The sequence below is a fragment of the Mycoplasma haliaeeti genome, assembly GCF_048284645.1.
Taxonomy (GTDB): Bacteria; Bacillota_I; Bacilli_A; order Mycoplasmatales; family Metamycoplasmataceae; genus Mycoplasmopsis.
This window is the reverse complement of sequence record NZ_JBLWAB010000002.1, coordinates 13,982-35,131: the sequence shown is the minus strand read 5'-3', so window position 1 is coordinate 35,131 and position 21,150 is coordinate 13,982. Positions and strand designations below refer to the sequence as shown.

General features: G+C 30.9%; 13 protein-coding genes and 1 tRNA gene. 3 read left to right on the top strand and 11 right to left on the bottom strand.

Annotated features, from left to right (window positions below; translation table 4 throughout):
• Positions 1-3: 3 nt before the first annotated feature.
• Genes ACNQ2T_RS00740 through secG form a run of 3 tightly spaced genes read right to left on the bottom strand, consistent with a single transcriptional unit; the run spans position 4 to position 3,197 of the window.
• Complete coding sequence (locus ACNQ2T_RS00740) at positions 4-789, bottom strand: tRNA1(Val) (adenine(37)-N6)-methyltransferase (RefSeq protein ID WP_416755657.1); 786 nt, start codon at positions 787-789, stop codon at positions 4-6.
• A complete protein-coding gene (gene rnr / locus ACNQ2T_RS00735; protein WP_418035738.1) occupies positions 761-2,965 on the bottom strand; it encodes a ribonuclease R in 2,205 nt (734 codons plus the stop codon). Before rnr ends, ACNQ2T_RS00740 begins: the two co-directional genes overlap by 29 nt.
• A gap of 1 nt (position 2,966) precedes the next feature.
• Entirely contained in the window at positions 2,967-3,197 is a 231-nt protein-coding gene (secG, locus tag ACNQ2T_RS00730) for a preprotein translocase subunit SecG (RefSeq protein ID WP_416741926.1), read from the bottom strand.
• Positions 3,198-3,612: 415 nt separating this feature from the next.
• Here secG and ACNQ2T_RS00725 point away from each other — a divergent pair, with 415 nt between their 5' ends.
• Positions 3,613-4,134, top strand: coding sequence for a variable surface lipoprotein (locus tag ACNQ2T_RS00725; protein WP_418035737.1), 522 nt, complete (start codon positions 3,613-3,615; stop codon positions 4,132-4,134).
• Between the two features lie 61 nt (positions 4,135-4,195).
• Here ACNQ2T_RS00725 and ACNQ2T_RS00720 read toward each other — a convergent pair whose 3' ends face one another.
• Positions 4,196-4,864, bottom strand: coding sequence for a putative type IV secretion/conjugal transfer ATPase (locus ACNQ2T_RS00720; protein ID WP_418035736.1), 669 nt, complete (start codon positions 4,862-4,864; stop codon positions 4,196-4,198).
• Positions 4,865-5,227: 363 nt separating this feature from the next.
• Between ACNQ2T_RS00720 and ACNQ2T_RS00715 the strand changes: the two genes are divergently transcribed.
• Both ACNQ2T_RS00715 and ACNQ2T_RS00710 read left to right on the top strand, forming a co-directional pair.
• Positions 5,228-7,597: a hypothetical protein gene (locus tag ACNQ2T_RS00715; RefSeq protein ID WP_418035735.1), complete on the top strand. Its 2,370-nt coding sequence runs from the start codon at positions 5,228-5,230 to the stop codon at positions 7,595-7,597.
• 8 nt (positions 7,598-7,605) lie between these two features.
• Positions 7,606-9,177: a hypothetical protein gene (locus ACNQ2T_RS00710; protein ID WP_418035734.1), complete on the top strand. Its 1,572-nt coding sequence runs from the start codon at positions 7,606-7,608 to the stop codon at positions 9,175-9,177.
• A gap of 42 nt (positions 9,178-9,219) precedes the next feature.
• On the opposite strand, the gene ACNQ2T_RS00705 is transcribed toward ACNQ2T_RS00710, so the two are convergent.
• The 7 genes from ACNQ2T_RS00705 to rpoB form a co-directional block, all read right to left on the bottom strand.
• Positions 9,220-10,308, bottom strand: coding sequence for a zinc-binding metallopeptidase family protein (locus ACNQ2T_RS00705; protein WP_418035733.1), 1,089 nt, complete (start codon positions 10,306-10,308; stop codon positions 9,220-9,222).
• Between the two features lies 1 nt (position 10,309).
• Entirely contained in the window at positions 10,310-10,816 is a 507-nt protein-coding gene (locus tag ACNQ2T_RS00700) for a redoxin domain-containing protein (RefSeq protein WP_416741922.1), read from the bottom strand.
• Positions 10,817-10,933: 117 nt separating this feature from the next.
• A complete protein-coding gene (locus ACNQ2T_RS00695) occupies positions 10,934-11,917 on the bottom strand; it encodes a hypothetical protein (RefSeq protein ID WP_418035732.1) in 984 nt (327 codons plus the stop codon).
• Between the two features lie 122 nt (positions 11,918-12,039).
• Positions 12,040-12,123, bottom strand: a tRNA-Leu gene (locus ACNQ2T_RS00690).
• A 37-nt stretch (positions 12,124-12,160) separates the two neighbouring features.
• Positions 12,161-12,658: a dUTP diphosphatase gene (locus ACNQ2T_RS00685; RefSeq protein ID WP_416755651.1), complete on the bottom strand. Its 498-nt coding sequence runs from the start codon at positions 12,656-12,658 to the stop codon at positions 12,161-12,163.
• Positions 12,659-12,788: 130 nt separating this feature from the next.
• Positions 12,789-17,315: a DNA-directed RNA polymerase subunit beta' gene (locus ACNQ2T_RS00680; RefSeq protein ID WP_416755649.1), complete on the bottom strand. Its 4,527-nt coding sequence runs from the start codon at positions 17,313-17,315 to the stop codon at positions 12,789-12,791.
• A complete protein-coding gene (gene rpoB, locus ACNQ2T_RS00675; RefSeq protein ID WP_416755648.1) occupies positions 17,308-20,940 on the bottom strand; it encodes a DNA-directed RNA polymerase subunit beta in 3,633 nt (1,210 codons plus the stop codon). Before rpoB ends, ACNQ2T_RS00680 begins: the two co-directional genes overlap by 8 nt.
• Positions 20,941-21,150 lie beyond the last annotated feature (210 nt).

Genomic DNA, 21,150 nt, shown 5'->3' with positions numbered 1-21,150 from the left:
TCCTTAAACTTTTTTAGGCTTATATAAAGCTTTAATTTCAGGTAAATAAGCATGATTATTCTTATCATTACTGTCATGTAAGTAAAGGTTAGGAAGAAAATGTACTCCTCACCCAGCTTGATAACGAGCTTCAATTAAAGCAAATTTAGGTTTATCATCAATTCTTGGTAGGATAAATTGAATCCTTTTAGGTTCAAATTTATACTTACGTAAATATTCAAAAGTATCAACTAATCGTTCAACAGGTAGCACAATAGTTAAAAACCCTTTTTGTTCTATTATTTTACTGCACCCCATAATTAATTGCTCTAAATTTAAATAAATTTCATGGGTGGCAATTAGCTTTTCTTGACTAATATCCTTTTTGATTTTACTTTTATCATATGGATAAAAAGGTGGATTACAAAAAATAGTTTGATATTTGGCTCTAGCTTCTTTAGTATGCTGCTTTCAAAAATCATTAAAGTCAGCACAAATGACCTTAATTTGATCTTGCATTTGATTCATTTCAACATTTTGTCTAGCTAGCTGTGCAGCTTTTTCTTGAATTTCAACTGCATCAATTTGCAATTTGCTTGAACGTGAAGCTACAAAAATTGATAATGCACCATTGTTGGTACCAATTTCAAGTGCCTTAGTAGTTTTTTGAGTTAAATAAATAAAGTTACCAAGTAAAATGGTATCAACTGAATAGTTGAACATAGTTTTATCTTGGTAAACATATAAATTTGAGTCAAAACCTAAAGAGTTTTTTACTAGTTTATTTTCTTTGTTTCTTAAACTTTGCATTGTTTCTTTCAGCTTCTTCTTTTTGTTTTTTGTTTATATAGTCTTGGTATAAATCAGCTAAAACACAGTCGACTTTACCTTCAACTAAATCTACTCCAACCACTACTACATCAACATAATCCCCTAAAGTAAACTTACGGTTAGCTGAGACTAATTTAGTTAATACATCATTAGCTTCATATTCACCATCAATTAGGGTACTTTTATGCACTAGACCACTAGCTTTAAATTCAAATTCAACAAAGAATCCAAAGTTTAAAATACTTAAAATTTGTACCTTAAAGGTTTTTCCAATTTGGTTCTTTAAGAATTCAGCAAATTTTAAATCATTAACATTCCGTTCAATTTGAACAGCCTTTTGCTCACTCTTAGTATTTAAATCTCCAAAAATAGGTAGCATTTCTCTATATTCATCTAACTTGTCATGCTCTTTATTAATTAAAAAGTTTCTAATGGTACGATGAATTACTAAGTCTGGATATCTACGAATCGGGCTAGTAAAGTGACAATAGAATTTAGATGCTAGTCCAAAGTGTCCAATATTATTATCAGAATAAATAGCTTTTTGCATTGAACGTAAAAACATTAATTTAACAAAATCATCATCACGCTCATTCTTAACTTTTGTAACAAAATCAGCAAATATTTTAGGTGTAATTGTATTAGCTTTCAATTCAGCTGCTGATACATTAATGGCAGCAAGTGAATTCTTTAATAAAGTTAACTTATCTTCATCAGGTGTTTCATGCACACGGTAAAGAACAGGCAATTTAGCATCAAATAAATACTTAGCAACAGTTTCATTAGCTCTAACCATGAAATCTTCAATCAGTACTTCACTAAATCCACGAGGATTGATTTCAATGCTCTTAACTCTTCCTTCTTCATCAAGTTTAATTTTAGGTTCTTGAATTTCGAAATCTACATAACCTTCATTAATTTTGTATTTATGTAAAATTAAACTTAATTCTTGTGCAGTTAATAACATATCCTTTAAGCGTTTAACTTGATTAGGATCATCATTTTCATTTAATAAACCTGTTTTATAAAACTTGTCAACGTTTTTATAAGTTAATCTAAACTTACTTTCAATAATTCCTTGTGAGATTTCAACATTAACATTATTACCTTGTGGGTCAATTTCCATTTCACAAGCTAAAACAAAACGATCTTCGTTTGGATTAAGTGAACAGATTCCATTAGATAATTCAACTGGGAGCATAGGAATAACACGATCAACAAGGTAAATACTTGTTCCACGTTTTAAGGCTTCTTCATTGATAGCTGTTTCTTCTCTAACATAGTAAGAAACGTCAGCAATATAAACTCCTAAAAAGTAGTTTCCGTTGGCAAGCTTTTTAACTGTGATGGCGTCATCAAAGTCTTTAGTGTCATCACCATCAATAGTAACAATCATTTCATCACGGAAGTCTTTACGATTGCTTCAATCTTCAGCCACAATTGTACTTGGTATTTGACTAACTTCCTGCGCCATATTTTCTGGGAATGATAATGGTGCCTTAATTTGTTCAAGATATGATTTAACAAACACCATTGGGTCAGCTTCATTTGTTATTACACGAGCAACTTGAATATCGATACAGTTTCCTTCATAAGCTAAAATGTTGCAAGTTACTAAATCATTTAACTTAGTTGGAACAGTAGAAGAGATTAATTTTCACTTGCTAGTTTTCAGTCTATTGTCAACTGGTACAAAGTATTTGGTGTCATTTTTTTCCTTTATAAAACCAACAACATCTTGGTTGTTTCTTTGTACTATAGCAGTTACTACACCATGGGTTAAATCATCTCCTCCAGGAAGATCAGATTTGTAAACATTAACTTTTACAGTGTCACCATTAATTGCTCCATTAAAGTTAAATGATTTAACATAAACACTTTTTTTAGTGTTATTTTCTTCGTCAATATCATAGTCAACAAAACCAAAGTTTCCTTTTTGAGAAACATTTAAATTACCTTCAATTGTTTCCTCTAGCACTGGTGCATAGTATTCATCACGATTATTTTTAAAAACTAAATACTCACCTTGAAGTTCTGAAAGCACTCTTGTAAGTGATTTGTTATCTCTTGGTAAGATTTTAAAGTGTTTCGCAATTTCTAAGAAAGCTTTTGGCTTTCCATTTTTTATATAGTCATAAATAAGATTTTTTTTCATATTACATTAAGATTCTAATTACTAGTGACCCCACTATGATTAATGTTCCTAGTGTAATCATTGAATATTTTAAAATCTTTTTTACCCCTCTCTCTTTTGAATGTTTAAATAAGTCCAAATCACCAGATCCAACTAAAGCCCCTGAGAAACCATTTGAATCAGGTGACATTAAGAATGAAACTATGATAATTAAGAAACCTATAATTAGTAATACAACTACTAAAGAAGTCATCATTCCTCCTAAAATATTTAAATAGTATTTAAATAATACCACAAAAACTTCAAAAAATGTTGTTTACCAGTTTCCTTTTATCCTTTTGCATAAGCTTTAAAAAAATCTTTTTAACTTTTAGCTTATAAAGTTTGGTTTTGTTCATGACTTTTGTACATATTTTCTAGTAAAAAAATCAAAAGACGAATTTTACTAATATGCCTACAGAATAGGAATATTAGTAAAATAGCCTAGTTAAAGGTAATAAAATTCCTAGAGATTTCTTTCAAGTTACCTAGGCTTTTAAATTTAGGGAGTATAATTAAATTATTATATAGAAATTTATTATTAGTTGCATCAGCCATATCAAACATTACCTTGTCAAACGTTTCAAGCAGCTGTAATAACAAAAACAAAACATTAAGGAGAAACTATTATGAAATTAAGAAAATTAGCATTATTATCACTTACATTAGCTCCAATTATGGCAATGCCTATTGTAGCAGCAAGTTGTTCTACAAAGCAAACACAAGAAGAAAAAGAAAAAAAAGAAGCACAATCACAATTAGTAAAAAGTGTTCAAAGCTGAAAATCACAATTATTAGAACAAAATCAAGAAATCACTGAAAAATACTTACCAATAATTAACAAATTCCAACCAACAGCAGATTTTGATAACCAAAGTGTTCTTATTCAAAAATCTAATCATTATGTGTTATTAAAACAATTTAATGAGCAATTAATTCAAGAATTAAGTAAAGATAATATTACCCAAGAAGAATATGATGCATTAGATAAAAAAGCCAAAGATTTTGATCACCAAGAAATAGAAAACGGTAATAATGTTTATACTATGAAAAAACTATATGAAAATAAATTTATTGAAATTAAACCCGAATTCCAAGATCAAAAAGCTGAAATTGAACAATACATTAAAGAAAATGGACAATGAATTTAATAAATTAAAATAAAAAGAATAATAATTATTAAAAAAGTAGGTTTAATTACCTACTTTTATTTTATTCTTCTTCGATTTCTTGACTTTTAACTTCGTGATCATTTTTAATAAAGTTAGCATATTTTCTAAATGCAATATCACCACCGATATCGATTTGTAATTGAGTTCTTGTTTGAGAAGAAGTAGAAAAGATACAATCTCCTTTTTGAGCAGAAGCAAGATATTCTTTTTCTTGTTCTGTTAAACCACCAATTGGTTCTCAAAGTTTATCAAGTTCAGCAATATCGTTTTCTTTTAAACCAAGCGACATTGAATATTGGGTGTTGTTAATGATACGAGTTGATTGATATAGTATTTCAGGGTCTCCTGTAAAGGTTTTAACATTTTGGGTAGCAATAATTAATGAAGTAGAATACTTACGACAACGAGCACCTGTTTCAGCAAGGAAAGAAGTTGTCATTGGGTTTTTTCTATCAACCATTAAATGCCCTTCATCAAAGATTAAGAATAAGAAAGTTGAATTTCAATCTTTCCCAAATTCCCGTCTTTTTGCATCATTATAAATCTTGTTTCTTCACATTTCCTTATTAGCTAAATCAAGTAATAGCATATAAGAGGCTCTTTGAATGTTAGAAGCAAGGTTAATTAATTTAGAAATGTTAAATGAGTTAAGATATGAACGAGATAAATCAACAGTGGTATTATTAGTATTTCAAAGTTTTTTAACCACAGTATTACCACTAATAAAGTGAATATCTAATTGTCTAATGATTTCGTATTCACTTTCTAAATTAGCACTTTTATCACGTTGTTTATTTTTTTCTTATTTAAAATTCTTTTTTATCTTAACTTGTAATAATTTTTATACCCTTCTGCATGTTTTTTAAGATCAGAAATAGTTTTACTTAATTCATAATCTGTTAGCGCCTTTATTTATTTATTTGTGTCTGTTTTAAAATTCATATAAGAATCTTATACATCAACCATTATTTTCTAAAAAAAAGGGGGTGACAAAATAAATTGTATTTAACAATTCCTAGAGATTTCTTTCAAGTTACCTAGGCTTTTAAATTTAGGGAGTATAATTAAAATTATGAAAAAAATATATAGAAATTTATTATTAGCTAGCTCAGCTATTGCAAGTATTACCTTGCCAATGGTTTCAAGCAGCTGTAATCACAAAAACAAAACAGGACAAAATGAAATTATTAAAAGTGTGGAAGCTTACAGAAATGTCTGCCAGCTTTATGTAAATCAAGCTAATAAATACTTTACACAAGTAATTATTGATACTAAGAATGACAAATTCTTAGCACCAATTGCTGATAAATTTTATGGAGAATTATCACTTTCAAGCCCTAATAGTAAGCTTGATAATCTTTTCTACAACTATTACAATGATATTAAGAATGTAAATAATTTTGCTAGTCAAATGCAACAAACATTCCAAGCAATTTTGACCAAGATAACAAATGTTGATATGGAAAAACCTATTGACTTTTATAGAAATATCTTTCAAAATCACAAATCAATTGGTGATATGTTTAATAACTTTATTCAAACCTATGCAGCTATTCTTGGACAAGCAGAAAAAGTAAATGCTGATAAAGCAAAAGCATATCAAGACAAATTTGTTAATGACTTAGATGGTACCAAAAAAGTCTTTCAATTTTCACTAGTTCCAACAGTTTTACTCCAATTAGAAATTAAAAACTATGGAATGCATGATATGTTGTCATCCTTAAGCAAGACATTAAAACAACCAAATAAAGAACTTACAGAACTAATTGCAAGCAGCGAAACTTGAATTAATAAATGATTACAGTATGTTAATGACTATCAATTACAAAATATTATCAATGATAAATGAGAATTAAGCGATATTATTAGCAATATTCATAATGAATTTGAAAATAATGTTACTAAACCTTTTTATACAAAATTCATGGCACAAATCTTACAACAAAGACAACCAGAAAAAACATTAAATGATCAATTTAACACTAACCCAGTGTATATTAAGTTTAATACTTCAGATAAAAATGTTAATGAATTAACAACTGTCGATCAAGTTTTAAAACAAGATGCAACAGCAAAAGATAAAAAGGCAACTGAAGCAATTCAAAATCTAGTAACTAATTACAGTAATCATGGTAAAACATTAAATCCTAGTTATATTAATGATAATTTTGTCAATGGTGAAAATGTAGGAATTAAATTAGCTTTTCTTTCTAACTCTCAAAAGCAAGAAACAGATTACCTTAAATCCACAATATATAATCGTGATGCTACAACTAAAAAGTTTGCTTCTCAACCAGATATTACTACAGGACTGGCTCAAAAGTTTGATGCAAGTAATGTAAACCATGTAATCAAAGTAACTATGCCTAGCCAAGTAGCTGGTACATTAGGTCTAATTGTCTCTCCATCACAAGAAAGTCCAGAAATGAAAGCATTCTTTGACACCACAAATGGTTATTTACCATTTGGTATCAGAGGATTAAATGCAGTTAAAAACTATTTAATAGGACAAAACTTATTAGTCTTTGACTCCTTATATGCAGGATTAGAAGGAAATAGATCTATTATTAATCAATGAGATCAACTAATTTTCGAAAACTACAACTTTGTTTTAGTAAATAAAAATACAACATTAAATGTTGAAGCTTACATTGGGATTAATGATGACTTATATAACAAATTCTTTTATAACGAATTATTTAAAATTCCTGGTTTAATTAAAACTAGACAAGAACTAGAAAATAAACAAATAGTACTTGAAGGTAAGTATTTACCATGAGTAAAGAATTTCTTAATTCCTAAATATCAACCTAGTGATGGTATGAATTCAACAGACTATTATAATAGTAAGTTAGCTCAAATTATTACTGTTAAGGATGGAAAGAACTACATTACTGTTGATAAATGAATGCAAGCATTAAATAATATATTAGATTATTTAGATGCTGCTCCAAGCAAGGATCAAAGTCAAAAAACTATTCAAGATGCCATTAAGGAACTTGAAGCACAAAAAGATAGTGAAACAAAAGACTATAATGATCAAATTGAAAAAATTAATGTAGAAAAAAACAAGCAAGAAACAATTATAGCTTCAAAAGATTCATCAAATGAAGCTAAAGAAAATGCCAAAAAAGTTCTTGCGCAAATTAAAGATGCTTTAAGCACTGCTAAAAACAGCTATGATAAAAACATGGAAGCATTAGACTCTCAAATTGCAGATGCTAAAGTAACAATCCAAGAATGAATTAGCAAAGCTCAAGACCATGGACTTTCAATCAATCAATATAGTGATATTGCCTTAGTAAAATCTCAAGTTACTTCTATTTTAAATACAGTTAAAGCACCAATTGATCAAGTTCAAAGTCAAATTCAAAGCGAAAATGATAAACTCAATGATATTGGCTTATTAAGTATCCTATTTAGATTACAAAATAATAATTAAGGAGTAGTATGAAATGAACAACTCTAGCAAAATTACTTACACTGCCAAGTATTTCTCTAATAGCGCTTTCTAGTAGCTGTCAACATTCACAGACTCAAAATAACAATCCTATTCATAAGAACTTATATGCTAAAGCCTTTTCTAATGAAGCAAAAGTTTTTATAGATAACTATACTAAGATGCAAAAAGAAATAGTTGACTATATTTTGCAACAAAGTCAAGTTAACTTAGCCCTAAGAGAGCAAATTAAATCTTATCGGCTAGAAAAACCAAGTAGCTTTAATAAATATTTCTTACCATTTGCGCAGCAGAAAGTACAAAATGATAATATTTTTGCTGCAAAATATAAGGAATTTCAAGCTATTTTTCAACAGCCAAATATAACTAGCTTTATTCTGGCTCAAGCTATGAAAAATTTTGTTGATGAAACAATAAATGAATGTAACGAAATGCTAGTGACATTAAACCAATATTTTGATATTAATCAAAACTTTTCTTACAATCTGCAAGAGGAATTTGCTAATGTGCAAGCCATTTACCGAATTTATTATCTAAATTCAATTTACAGTCATATTCTAACTAATATAACTACCTTGCAGGCTAATAAGTCAATTGATCAAGCTAAAATAATTAGTTTTGCGCAAACTATTAAAAATAACTTAAAGCAAGTTAAGACCTTATATCAAGTTAAAACCAACAGCATTGTCGTAAATGCTTCATATAATGCAGGAATTAAACTATCCTTTAGCAATTTGGACCAAATTATTGCTACTTATAAAAAAGAATTTGGATCATTTTATTTACAATCACTTGATTTAAATAAAAATAATGCCTTTACTTCCTCAGTTAGTTCAATGAACAATCAAATGAAAATGCTTATTAGTAAGGAAGGAAATAACTTAGTAACTGACTACTTATTTATTGATCCCCATGCCTTTGTAGTAGCTGCAAATCAACTTGGTAATGATGCTTATATTAGCGAAATTAATAGTTTAAGAAGAGAAAATTACCATATAATTTCAAATTACATTATTGATGACTTAGTTTATGATAAAAAATTGCACCTAAAAAGCAACTTACATAATAATGTGCAATTTGATCTATCTCTTGTGTCTAAAAAACAAGGTAGCTTTAATACACTAGCAAATGTCCCAAGTCCTAATTTTGGTACAAAATTATCGCAAGATAAAGAGCTAGCTAATACAGATTACTTAATGCGCTTACAAGTTAATCAAAATCAGCTCAAATCACTGGGTATTTCACTTATTTCAATCTTACAAAATCCTGTATTCAATGCTCAAGGTAATGTGATTTTAGCTCAACCCGAAAGCTTAGCTGCTACATTAAACTTTGAGGGTGAAAAATTACAAATCTCACTAGCATATAAGGATGAAAATTATATAGTACCCGCTGGTTGAGATACAGTGTTATATCCAAATAAAAAGATTGCTTTAGCTTATAACTTCCCTAAAAATGTTAAATTAAGTATTTTCAACATTTATCTAAAGTTAGATCAAGCCACTTATAACAAGTTAAATCAAATGCAAAATAATGAGACATTTGACTTAAAATTTATATAGAAAAATAACTACTAGTTCGCTAGTAGTTATTTTAGTTACTTATTATTTATATGCGATTTTTTCAGCGTATACTTCAGGTGAAAATTCTTTGATAAATTCTGTCATTAAATCAATTGTAGCTTGAATATCCACAAGAGAACATGAACCAATTGGTGAGTGCAAGTATCTTTGAGGGATTGAAATTGTCATTACTGAAACTCCACCTTCACCATATTGTAATTCAGCAGCGTCAGTTCCACCACCTTCAGCTACATATTTATAAGCAGGAATATCTTTTCTCTTTGAAATATCCATTAAAACTGCAAGTAATTTTGGATCAGGTAATGTACCACCATCTTTAACTAGTAAAGAAACACCTTTACCAAGTACTGGTGTACCAGGTTTACATCCAGTTGTATCATGTGAAGCACCTGTATCAACAGCAAAAGCTACATCTGGGTTAATAATTGAAACAGAAGTTTTAGCACCTCTAGTTCCAACTTCTTCTTGTACAGTTCCTACTAGGTATAAATCACAAGCTAAATCTAAGTCAGCTAGGTTATTAGCAATAAATTCTAAAGCAGTAACACCAGCTCTATTGTCCATAGCTTTTCCACCAATAATGTTGTTAGCAAAGTGGATTGTTTCACCTGATAAGAAAATCTTATCTCCGATTTCAATTCCAGCTTCAAGCACTTCTTGTTTGTTTGCATATCCAAGGTCAACAAATAAATCAGCTTCTTTAATAGCTACAGTGATTTTATCTCTATCCATGATGTGGATTGAAGTGTGTCCAAATACACCTTCAAATCTTTTTCCAGTAGCATTTGAAACAACAGTAGCTTTAGTTCCAATTACAACGCTTGGTCATACACCACCAATTGTTGTAACTAAGATGTTACCATTGTCAGCTATTGATTTAACCATGTAACCAACTTCATCCATGTGAGCTGCAAGCATTACTTTAGGTGCATTTGCAACTTTAGAAGGTTTATGGAAAATAATTGAGCCAAAAGCATCTCTACTGATTTCATATTTGTTTTTGATGTTAGCTCTTAGTTCATTTGCAACTGGTTCTTCGAAGCGAGATATTGCTTCAATTGACATATATTTAGCTAAACGAGTAGCTAATTTTTCATATTTTTTATCCATTTTAATTTTCCTTTAATAATTCATTTAATTTAGCTTCCATTGATTTGAAATCAACTTGCTCATTTGTGTTTTCGTTTATTTGCATATATTTAATCTTGTTTTGATCATCTAGTATAAATAAAGAACGAGCGCATAATTGTAATTGTTCAATTAATACTCCAAGACCACGAGCAACATCGTGTGCTAAGTAGTCTGAATATAATTGCACTCTACCTGTTTCGTGGTCTTCTGCATAGTTACTTAAAGCAGTTGGAAGATCCATTGAAAAAGTCACAAAATCTACATTTTTATATTTATGTGATAATTCAGCCATTCTTAAAATTTGCATATCACACACCATTGTATCAGCAGATGGGAATGTTCCTAACACTAAATACTTGTTTTCACGTTTTGGTGTGCTTTGGTCAAATTTACCTTCCTTGGCACCTTGAAGTACTACTTCATTACCAACAACTGGTGCTGTACCAGCAAGGTTATAATCTTTATTTGCGAATTTAACTGTTCTCATAATTCTCCTTTATTTTTTATTTATTCAATTTTACTAAATGTTAGCTTTTGTGATAATAATTTTTACTTCAAAAATACTCCATTTAATAATCATATGGAGTATTTTTAGGTCTAGGAATTAGTAATAAAAGATAATATCAAAGATTTTCTTATTATCATTTAATTTTGAGTGCACTTCTTTTTTAAAATTAATATATTTAATTGCATTTTCATTAGAATCAAATATCGCATCATAATCATTTGGGAGTGCTGATGAAGTTATAAAAGTTTTATCTTTCAAGATTCAATCTATTATTTGCTTTGCGATTTGCGCACTCATTCTTGCATATGGGTTATCATTAACTTTATCAAAATTAATGTTATATATGTATCCACAACTTGGTTCAATATATCGCTTACTTCAAAATGGATTGAACTGTATTGTTGGAGCAAAGACATCTAAGTCTATTTTTTCATTTACTAATAGACAATCACCATTTGATGTTGCTCATAATATCATTTGTACTAAATCCCATATCTTATGGCGAACTTCGAACATATCCGAACTTCTTTCTAGCGTAAGTGATGTGTGACTTTCATCATTTATAATTGAATTAAGTCTATCGCACATTAACAAGAATAAATGTTCTGCCTTAGTAATTTTCTTCTTAGCAATTGTTTTTTCAAATCCTTGATAATTAGATATATTTTTCATTTTAAAAGTTGGAAAATCATTGTCCACAATTTCATAAAGACTATCTAAATTTTCGACAGCATTGATTAATTCTTCCTTATCTTTTTCGTTCAATATTTTACTATCAATTGATCTAATGGCTTGTTCAGAACTTTGATCAACACTTTTATTTTTTAGAAAGCATAAATTCGTATAAGCCTTTACCATAAGCTTATAATATTCTTTATCACTTATTTTAGTTCCTATATTATCTTGCTTTATATAAGCTGATAATTCACTTGGAATGTTTGCTTTGTCAATTTTAAGATCTTGACTATCAATCTTGTTATCGCTAGCATCATTTGTACTATTGTGATTGCAATTAGTAGCTATTGTACATATAACTGGTAAAGTAATAGTGCTTAAAGTAATTAATAAATTCTTTTTCATGTCTACTCCTGTATCATTTATTTATTTTTATCTCATTTTTATTATATATTTTTTAATTTATTATTCAAGATGCTGGAAATATTTACAAATTAGGGCACAAAAAAAGACTCCGAGGAGTCATATGGTGCCTTAGACAGGACTTGAACCTGCACGGATTGCTCCAGCGGATTTTGAGTCCGCAGCGTCTACCATTCCACCACTAAGGCAATAAGCTATATTATTATATAGCTTTTTATTGTGTAATTAGTAATTATTTGCAATTCTTTCATAATTCTTGCGATTTTTAGCTTCATAAGCTGCAAATAAATCATCATAATTGTAACCTAACATAACAAAACTTCCAAGTGCTACTTGAAATGCTTTAAGAATGTTAGCTTTATTAATATCTTTCATAATATCAGCTATTGCAATAAATAGTTGTTGAAATTGTATGTTGATATCATCACTTAAAATTAAAGGCTCAATTTCGGGATCAATTTCAAATTTATATGAAAAATTGACCAAAAAGTGAATTAAGTCTGCAAACTCTTCAGTTACTGCAGATTTTTTAATATCCTTGTGAATTTTTCAATATTTGAAGCTTTGTACTTCATTAATATATTCAGCTGCTTCAATGATTAGTGCTAGAGTTTTTTGAACTTTGATATCTTCAACATTTAAATCAGGGTTTGCGTCTTGGCTCTTTTTAGCAATTTGTTTATCGAGCTCTTTTTGCATATCAAAAATTTTTGTTAAATTCATAGCTGTATTATATTACTTTTATTTTTTTATGTAAGGAGTTTATATCACTATTGTATAGAGCTAAACTTGCAATACAAAAATACAGCACATAAGCACTGTATTTTTAAATGATTATTTAAAGATATAAGAATTATTCTTCTTCATCCATGTTATCGTCTTCGTATTCATTTGCAATTTCTAATACATCATCATCAATATCAAAGATTTCTTGGTTTTCTTCATCATCTGTCATATCCATTTCATCTTGTGTTTGTAATAATAATGAATCTTCATCAAATGATACTGGAATTTCAATATCATCAAATGTTGAGTTAATTTCATCTTGTTCTTCTTGACTTAATTCAAAATCACCATTTTCTGGATCAATTTTACCTGTGAAGTATGTTTTAGGATCACGAATGTCGTATTTTCCTTTTAATTCATAGTTAGCATTTGTTCCAGCTGGAATCTTATGTCCAAGAATAATGTTTTCTTTAAGTCCTTCAAGATAGTCAACTCTTTTAGCGATAGATGAGTTAACAAGAATTTTAGCTGTTTCTTGGTATGAAGCAGCAGCTAGGAATGAATCACTTAATAAAGGAGTTTGTTTAGCTCCACGGATCTTAACTTCACCGTAAGCTGGACGTTTTCCTGCAGCAAGTAATTTTCCATTTTCTTTTTGATATACAAAGGTGTCAACAAGACTTCCTGTAAAGAAGTTTGAATCCCCTGGATCTGTAATCATAATTTTTGAAAGCATTTGTCTAATGATGATTTCAATGTACTTATCTGAAATTGTAATACCTTGTAAACGATATAGTCTTTGAACTTCTTTTAATAAGTAGTTTTGCACAGCTCTTGTGTCAGCTGCTTCAAGAAGTTGGTTAAGAATAATTGGCCCTTCAAAGATCTTTTGACCACTTACAACCTTATCTCCTAGTTTTACACGTAATTTTTGTGAAACTTTTCCGCTGTATGTTTCAGTAGCAATGCTTCCATCAGCTTTCTTAGTTTCAACGTCAACTAGTAAGATATCACTACTGTCTTTTCCATTTTTATCTGTAGCAGGTGCAATTCTTGTTACTGTTCCATAGACTGTTGAAATAACAGCAGGTTTTCCTCATGGGAAGTCGTAAGCATCGATAAGTTCGATTAGCCGACCAAACCCACCAGTAATATCTTCAACCCCGGCAACCCCTCCGGTGTGGAATGTACGCATTGTAAGTTGTGTACCAGGTTCCCCGATTGATTGAGCAGCAACAACCCCAACAGCTTCACCAATATTAACGATTCTGTTTGTTGCCAAGTCTTTTCCATAACAGTGTTTACATACCCCATTTTTGGTGTGACATGAAAGCACTGAACGAATTTCAACTTGACTTTGTCCATATTCGTTAACAATTTTATCTGCAAGGTCTGGAGTAATTAATGTGTTTGCAGCTACTAATTCATTACCATTTTCATCTAAGATAGCCTTGTTGGTAAATCTACCTTCAATTCTTTCTTGTAATGATTCAATAACAGTATCAGTCTTAGTATCTTTAATGTCTTTAACAACGAATCCAAAGTCAGATCCACAGTCATCTTCTCTAACAACGATACCTTGCGCAACGTCAACAAGTCTACGTGTTAGGTATCCTGATTTAGCTGTGTTAAGCGCTGTATCTGTAAGTCCTTTTCTGGCCCCGTGAGTTGATGAATAGAATTCATAAGCTGTAAGCCCTGAAAGGAATGATGATTTAACTGGGATTTCAACTGTTGAACGAACCACACGGTCGTTTTCAGCATCGGCTTTAAGAACTTTGGTGTTGTTGTTCATAAGTCCACGCATACCAGCAAGTTGGGTAAAGTTTGATGAGTTACCACGAGCTCCTGAGGTGAACATCATGAATAGAGGATTATCGATATCAGATTTTGTAACTTCTTTCAAGTCTTTTTCGATAGAATCCTTAACTTCTGATCATTTTTGAATTGTTAATGTATAACGTTCGTCATCAGTTAAGTATCCTTCTTCGAAGAATTTCTTAAGTTGATCTGTATATTCTTCACCTTTTTTAATCTTTTCAGCAGTTGTATCTAATGTAGTAATGTCATTCATAGAGATAGTTGTACCTGAAATTGTAGAGAATTTAAATCCAAGGTTCTTAACTCTATCTAGTATAGAAGCAACATAGTTTGTGTAATCGAATCAAACTTTTTCAAGTACTTTAGTATATTCAGCTAAAGTTCAAACTGGTTTCATTCCTTCTGCTACATTAGGGTTTTTCTTACTTCATTCGTAGTTAATTGTTTCAAAGTGTTCTTTAATTGAATTTGAAATAATTCTTGCGTGTGAAGTAGGAATTGGTGCATTAGCAAAGTCTACTAATTCTGCACATTCTGTGAAACGATCTTCAAAATTATCTTGTGTTGTTTCGTTAATAATTGAAGCAATATCTTCCATTGTTACAACAGCGACATATTTTTCATATACTCTACGTACGATTTTAGCAATGTCTTTCTTAGAAAGAGCTAAGTTAACTGGCATATTTGCAATTTTAGCTCTAAAGTCATCACCATAGTTAAGTACGTATTTGTTGAGATCTTTATCTGAAGTATCAATCTTTTCACTTTCGCTTACTTTGATGCTTCCATCTGCTTGTGCAACTTCTTTTCTTGTTACATATTTACCAAAAATAAATTCAAAATCAGATGGGAAGGCACGGTTAAGGATAAATTTACCTACTGTAGAAACTAAGTAAGGAGCATTTGTGTATTTTGATACTGATTCCTTGCTCATAGCTGAAATTGGAAGTACAACTCTAGTATGTAAAGTAATGTAGCCATTTTCATAAGCAAGCATCATATCATCAAAGCTTGCATAGAAGTTTCCTTCTCCCTTAACGTTAGCTTTTTCAATTGTTAAGTAGTAAAGACCTAAAATCATATCTTGAGAAGGGTTAATAATAGGTTCCCCATCTTTAGGTCCAAGAATGTTTTTAGAAGCAAGCATAAGTTCTTTTGCTTCACGTACAGCTTGATCTGAAATTGGAACGTGCACAGCCATTTGGTCACCATCGAAGTCAGCGTTGAAAGCTGTAGTTACAAGTGGGTGAAGTTTAATAGCTTTCCCACGGATTAAAACAGGTTGGAAGGCTTGGATTGAAAGTCTGTGAAGTGTAGGAGCACGGTTAAGAAGAACAGGTCTTCCATCAATTGCTTTTTCTACATATGGTCAAATAATTGGGTTTAGAGTTTCAATCATTTTCTTAGCTGATTTAACACTTGTAATTGAAGGTTCACCTTTAATTAATTCTTTAATAATTCAAGGTTCGAATAATTTAGCAGCCATGTCACGAGGAATACCAACTTCGTGCATTCTAAGTGAAGGTCCAACAACGATAACACTACGACCAGAGTAGTCAACACGTTTTCCTAAAAGGTTTTGTCTGAAACGTCCTTTTTTACCAGTTAAGGCATCTGAAATAGATTTTAAAGGATGAGAATCTTTTGATACAACTGGTGTTGGTTTCTTTCTTGCGTTGTCAATTAAAGCATCAACTGCTTCTTGAATCATACGGTATTCGTTTTGCTTAATAAGCATAGGAGCATCAGCTTCATTTCATTTAGCTAAACGATTGTTTCTAATGATAATACGACGATATAGTTCGTTAACATCACTAGTTGAGTGTCTTCCACCATCTAACTGTACTAATGGACGTAAGTCAGCGGGGATAACTGGAAGGTTGTAAATTAACATACTTTTTGGATCTTGTCCAGATTTAATAAATGAGTTAATTACTGTTAAACGTTTGTATAGTTTAGCTCTGTCTTGTTCTTTAGTTGATGATAATCCATTATCTAAGTCCATTTCAGAGTTAATTTTATCGATTTCAGCTTGAACAGCTGCAGCTTCTTCAGCTAAATCGATGTGTGTTAATAAGTATTCAACAGCACGAGATCCTGTGTCAATTTTAGCATCTGAATATTCGTGAATAATTTCGTTGTATTGATAGAAGTCAATCCCGAAATCTTTCCCAATTTTTGATTCAGCATATTCTCTTAATTCGGTTAATGCTGTTTCAATATCTTCATATTCATCTGTATCTTTTTCATAATTACCAAGCATTTCTTCTAATGCTGCTTCATAAATGTTAGCAGCTTCGTTAATGTCAATAATTGTGTTTTTCTTTAAGCTAGTTAAGTTTCCAGCTTCAAGTACGATGTGAGATTTATAGTAAATTAATTTTTCTAAATCTGCTTTTGTTACTTGTTTAGTAGAGTCAGCAACTCTAAGTCCAAGTAATTTTGAAATAATTGAGTGATCTATTTTGAAGAATCAGAAGTGCACAACTGGGTTGTGTAACTTAATGTGTCCCATTCTGCTTCTACGTGTGATTTTAGGTAAAATAACAGGTCTATATTTTTCACAAGCAGGGGTTTTGGTACATACAGAATTTTCATCACTTTTCTTATATTTAGTATTACAGATTGGACATTTGTAATCTGTAACTGGTCCGAAAATTAATTCATCAAATAGCCCATCTTTTTCAGGTCTATATGATTTATAGTTGATGGTTTCTGGTCTTGTAACTTCACCATGTGATCATTCTAAGATGTCTTGATCTGTTGCAAGTGAGAGAGTAATTTTATTAATTTGTTCAACTAATTCGTCTTGTTCTTTATCAAAATTATTCATAACCTTCTCCCCCCATTTCGTTTGTATCAACGTATTGATATTGTGTATGATCGATATTTTCTTCTTCATCAAGTGATCTTGTTGAAGCGTCTAATTTCATTCCAAGACCTTTAAGTTCATAACTAAGAACGTTAAATGATTCTGGAATTCCAGGCATTGGTAATTCTTTTCCAGATACTAATGCTGAATATAAGGCATTACGTCCTGTAATGTCATCAGATTTAAATGTAAGGATTTCTTGAAGTACGTTTGTAGCTCCATAAGATTCAATAGCTCATGTTTCCATTTCTCCGAATCTTTGTCCCCCATTTTGAGATTTACCTCCAAGAGGTTGTTGTGTAATAAGTGAGTATGGTCCAACACTACGTGCGTGCATCTTATCATCAACCATGTGGTTAAGTTTAAGCATGTACATAACACCAACTGAAATAGGTTTATCAAATTTTCTACCTGTAATTGGGTCAATTAAGGTTTGTTTTCCACTCTTGTCAAGCCCAGCTTCAACTAAAGCATTTTCAATGTCAGTTTTCTTAACCCCATCAAATGAAGGAGTAACGAATTTAACACCTAATTTTCTAGCTGCCATTCCAAGGTGAAGTTCAAGAACTTGCCCAATGTTCATACGTGAAGGAACCCCTTGAGGGTTAAGCATAATGTCAAGTGGTGTTCCATCTTCTAAGTATGGCATGTCTTCTTCTGGTAATACGATTGAGATAACCCCTTTGTTACCGTGACGTCCAGCCATCTTATCCCCAACTTTAATCTTACGTTTTTGGGCGATTGAAACTTTAACAATTTTATCTACACCTTCTTCTAAGATGTCTCCAGCTTCACGTGAAAGTACTTCAACATGGATAACTGTACCAGCGTGTCCATTTTTAACTTTTAATGAAGTATCTTTAGTTGTTTGTGGACGTTGTTGAAGGATAGCCATAAGAAGTTTTTCTTCTTGAGATGGGTTATCTTCTCCTTTAGGTGAAAGTCTACCTACAAGTACGTCTCCAGGTAATACTTCAGAACCAACTTTAACAATACCTCTTTCATCAAGGTTTCTTAAAGCAAATTTTGAAACGTTGTTAATTGCGTTTGTTAATTCATCATCACCAGCACGTGATGTTCTGAATTGAATAGTTTGTTCTTCGATGTGAATTGATGTATAAACATCATCTTTAACAAGTCTTTCATTTATGATAACAGCATCCTCAAAGTTATATCCGTTTCATGTAGTGAATCCTACAAGTACGTTTTTACCAAGTGCCATTTCTCCATCTTTGAATGAGCTACCATCAACAAGTAAGTCACCTTTTTGTACTTCTTGTCCAACTGCAACAATAGGTTTTTGTTGAATTAAAGTACCTTGGTTACTTCTTTCAAAGTTTCTTAATGAATATCTATCTGTGTTGCCTTTTTCGTTCTTGATCATAATTTTTGATCCATCAACGAAAGTAACAACCCCAGGGTTTTTAGCAACTAAGTTGTATGAAGAGTATTTAGCAATGTCTGCTTCAATTCCTGTAGCAACAAAAGGTGCTTCAGCTTGAAGAAGAGGAACTGCTTGACGTTGCATGTTTGATCCCATAAGTGCACGGTTGGCATCGTCGTTTTCTAGGAATGGGATAGCTGCAGCAGCAACAGAAACGATTTGTTTTGATGAAACCTCAATATAGTCAATTTCATCTGGTGTACCTATAATATAGTTATAGTCACGTCTAATTGTTAAGTATGGATCAACAATTTTGTTGTTATCATCAACTCTAACTGAAGATTGAGCAAATGAGAACCCAATTTCTTCAGCAGCTGTTAGATAGTGAGTTGTTGAGTAGTCAACAACACCATTGTTAACTTTAAAGTAAGGAGTCTTTAAGAATCCTAAATCATCAACTTTTGCATATGTTGCATAGTTAAGGATAAGACCGATGTTAGGTCCTTCAGGTGTTTCGATAGGACAAATTCTTCCGTAGTGAGTTGCATGAACGTCACGAACTTCGAATTGTGCTGTATCACGGTTAAGACCACCAGGCCCTAGAGATGTAACACGACGTTTGTTTGAAACTTCAGCAAGTGGGTTGATTTGATCCATGAATTGTGAAAGTTTTGAAGAGTTAAAGAATTGTTTCATTTGGTTTGTTACAAGTTTATTGTTTGTAACGTTTTTAGCTGTAACTTTATCAGCTTCTTTAGCTCCCATACGTTCACGTGTTGCTTTTTCAAGTTTAGTTAAAGCAACTGATAATTGGCCTTCAAGTAATTCCCCAACTGAAACAATACGTTTGTTTGTAAGTGAGTCAGGATCATCATCTTGTCCAATACCATCAATTAAGTTAAAGTAGTAATTAATTGCAGCAACGATGTCTGAAATTAATAAGTGTGTTTCTGTTGATTTTGGATCGTTACCAATTACTAAAACTGGTTCATCTTCTTTTTCTTCCATTCATTTTCTTGATGGATATACACTTAGTTTAACGATATTAATTCTTTTTGCTAATGTCTTGTTTTGGTTAATAAGCTTGTGGTATACCATTTCTGGATCAATACCAGGAATTTTTTCACTTCTTACTAAACCTTCGTTAAAGGCATTTTGAATTTCTTTAGCTTTCTTAATGTCGATAAATGTTCCTTTAGGATATAAAACAACTTTTTCTCCTAATTCAACTGATTTAACAACAAAGTCTTCAGCTAAGTATGTATTTGTTATACGATCAACAAGTGAAAGTTTCTTGTTAAGCATGTAACGTCCAGTTGTTGATAAGTTGTAACGTTTTTTATCAAACAACATTCCAGGGATAAGTGAACGTTTAGCTTCTTCTGAAATACGATCACCTTTTCTTAAACCTCTGAATAATTCTTCTTGACATTGATCAAGAATTTCAGCTTCAGTAAATTCTGAATTTTCAATTAACTTGTCTTTTTTAAGTGTTTCTTCAAGTAATTCACTTGTTCCAAATAATTCTCTAATTGTTTTTGGTGTGAATCCAAATGACCCTAAGAAAGTTGCTAAGTTAACATTCTTGTTTTTATCAATTTTGATTTTAACTGTGTCTAATGTTGAAGATGTAACTTTGTGTGACACTTCAAGTCATGACCCAATTCTTGGTAAAATTTCTAATTTGTTGAATAAGTCATCTGATTGTTTGTTACGTACACCAAGTCCGAAGTAGGCACCAGGTGATCTGATTAACTGAGAAACGATAACTTTTTCTGACCCGTTAATGATGAAACTTCCACCAGAAGTCATGTAAGGAATTTCTCCTAAAAGAACTTCATCAATTTTAACTTCTCCAGTATTTGTGATTTCTCTTTTTAAGCTGACATAAACTTTAACACTGAAGTTAATTCCTTTAGCTTTACATTTTTTAATTTCTTCGCTTTCGCTAGTAATTTTCTTAAATGGTAGTTCTAATCTAACTGACCCTTTAACGTAATCTAAACGAACTTCTTTGTTAGCAGCTTCGATTGGATAAACTTCAAGTAGACATTCTTGAATTCTTTTGTTAATGAAAAGTTCGAAACTTTCTTTACTTGTTTCAAGAATATCAAAAAGAGGTAAAGATTCTTTTGTTACTGAGTAATCTCTTCTCTCTGTGACAGGACCAAATTTACGAATTTTATAATTTTTTTGCTCCATATATTTATTCTCATCCTTTCTGAAAATATAGACCTCTAATTAAAAAATACATTATTAAAATGTATATTTACGTAAGGTATATAAATTTTATCACATAAGATTTTTTTTAATTGTAGGAAATCAACTTTTTTAGTGTATAACAAGCAGAGGTTAAAATGAACAAAAAAGCGCCCTGTTTTCAGTTAAAAAACAGCACACTATTATAACTTA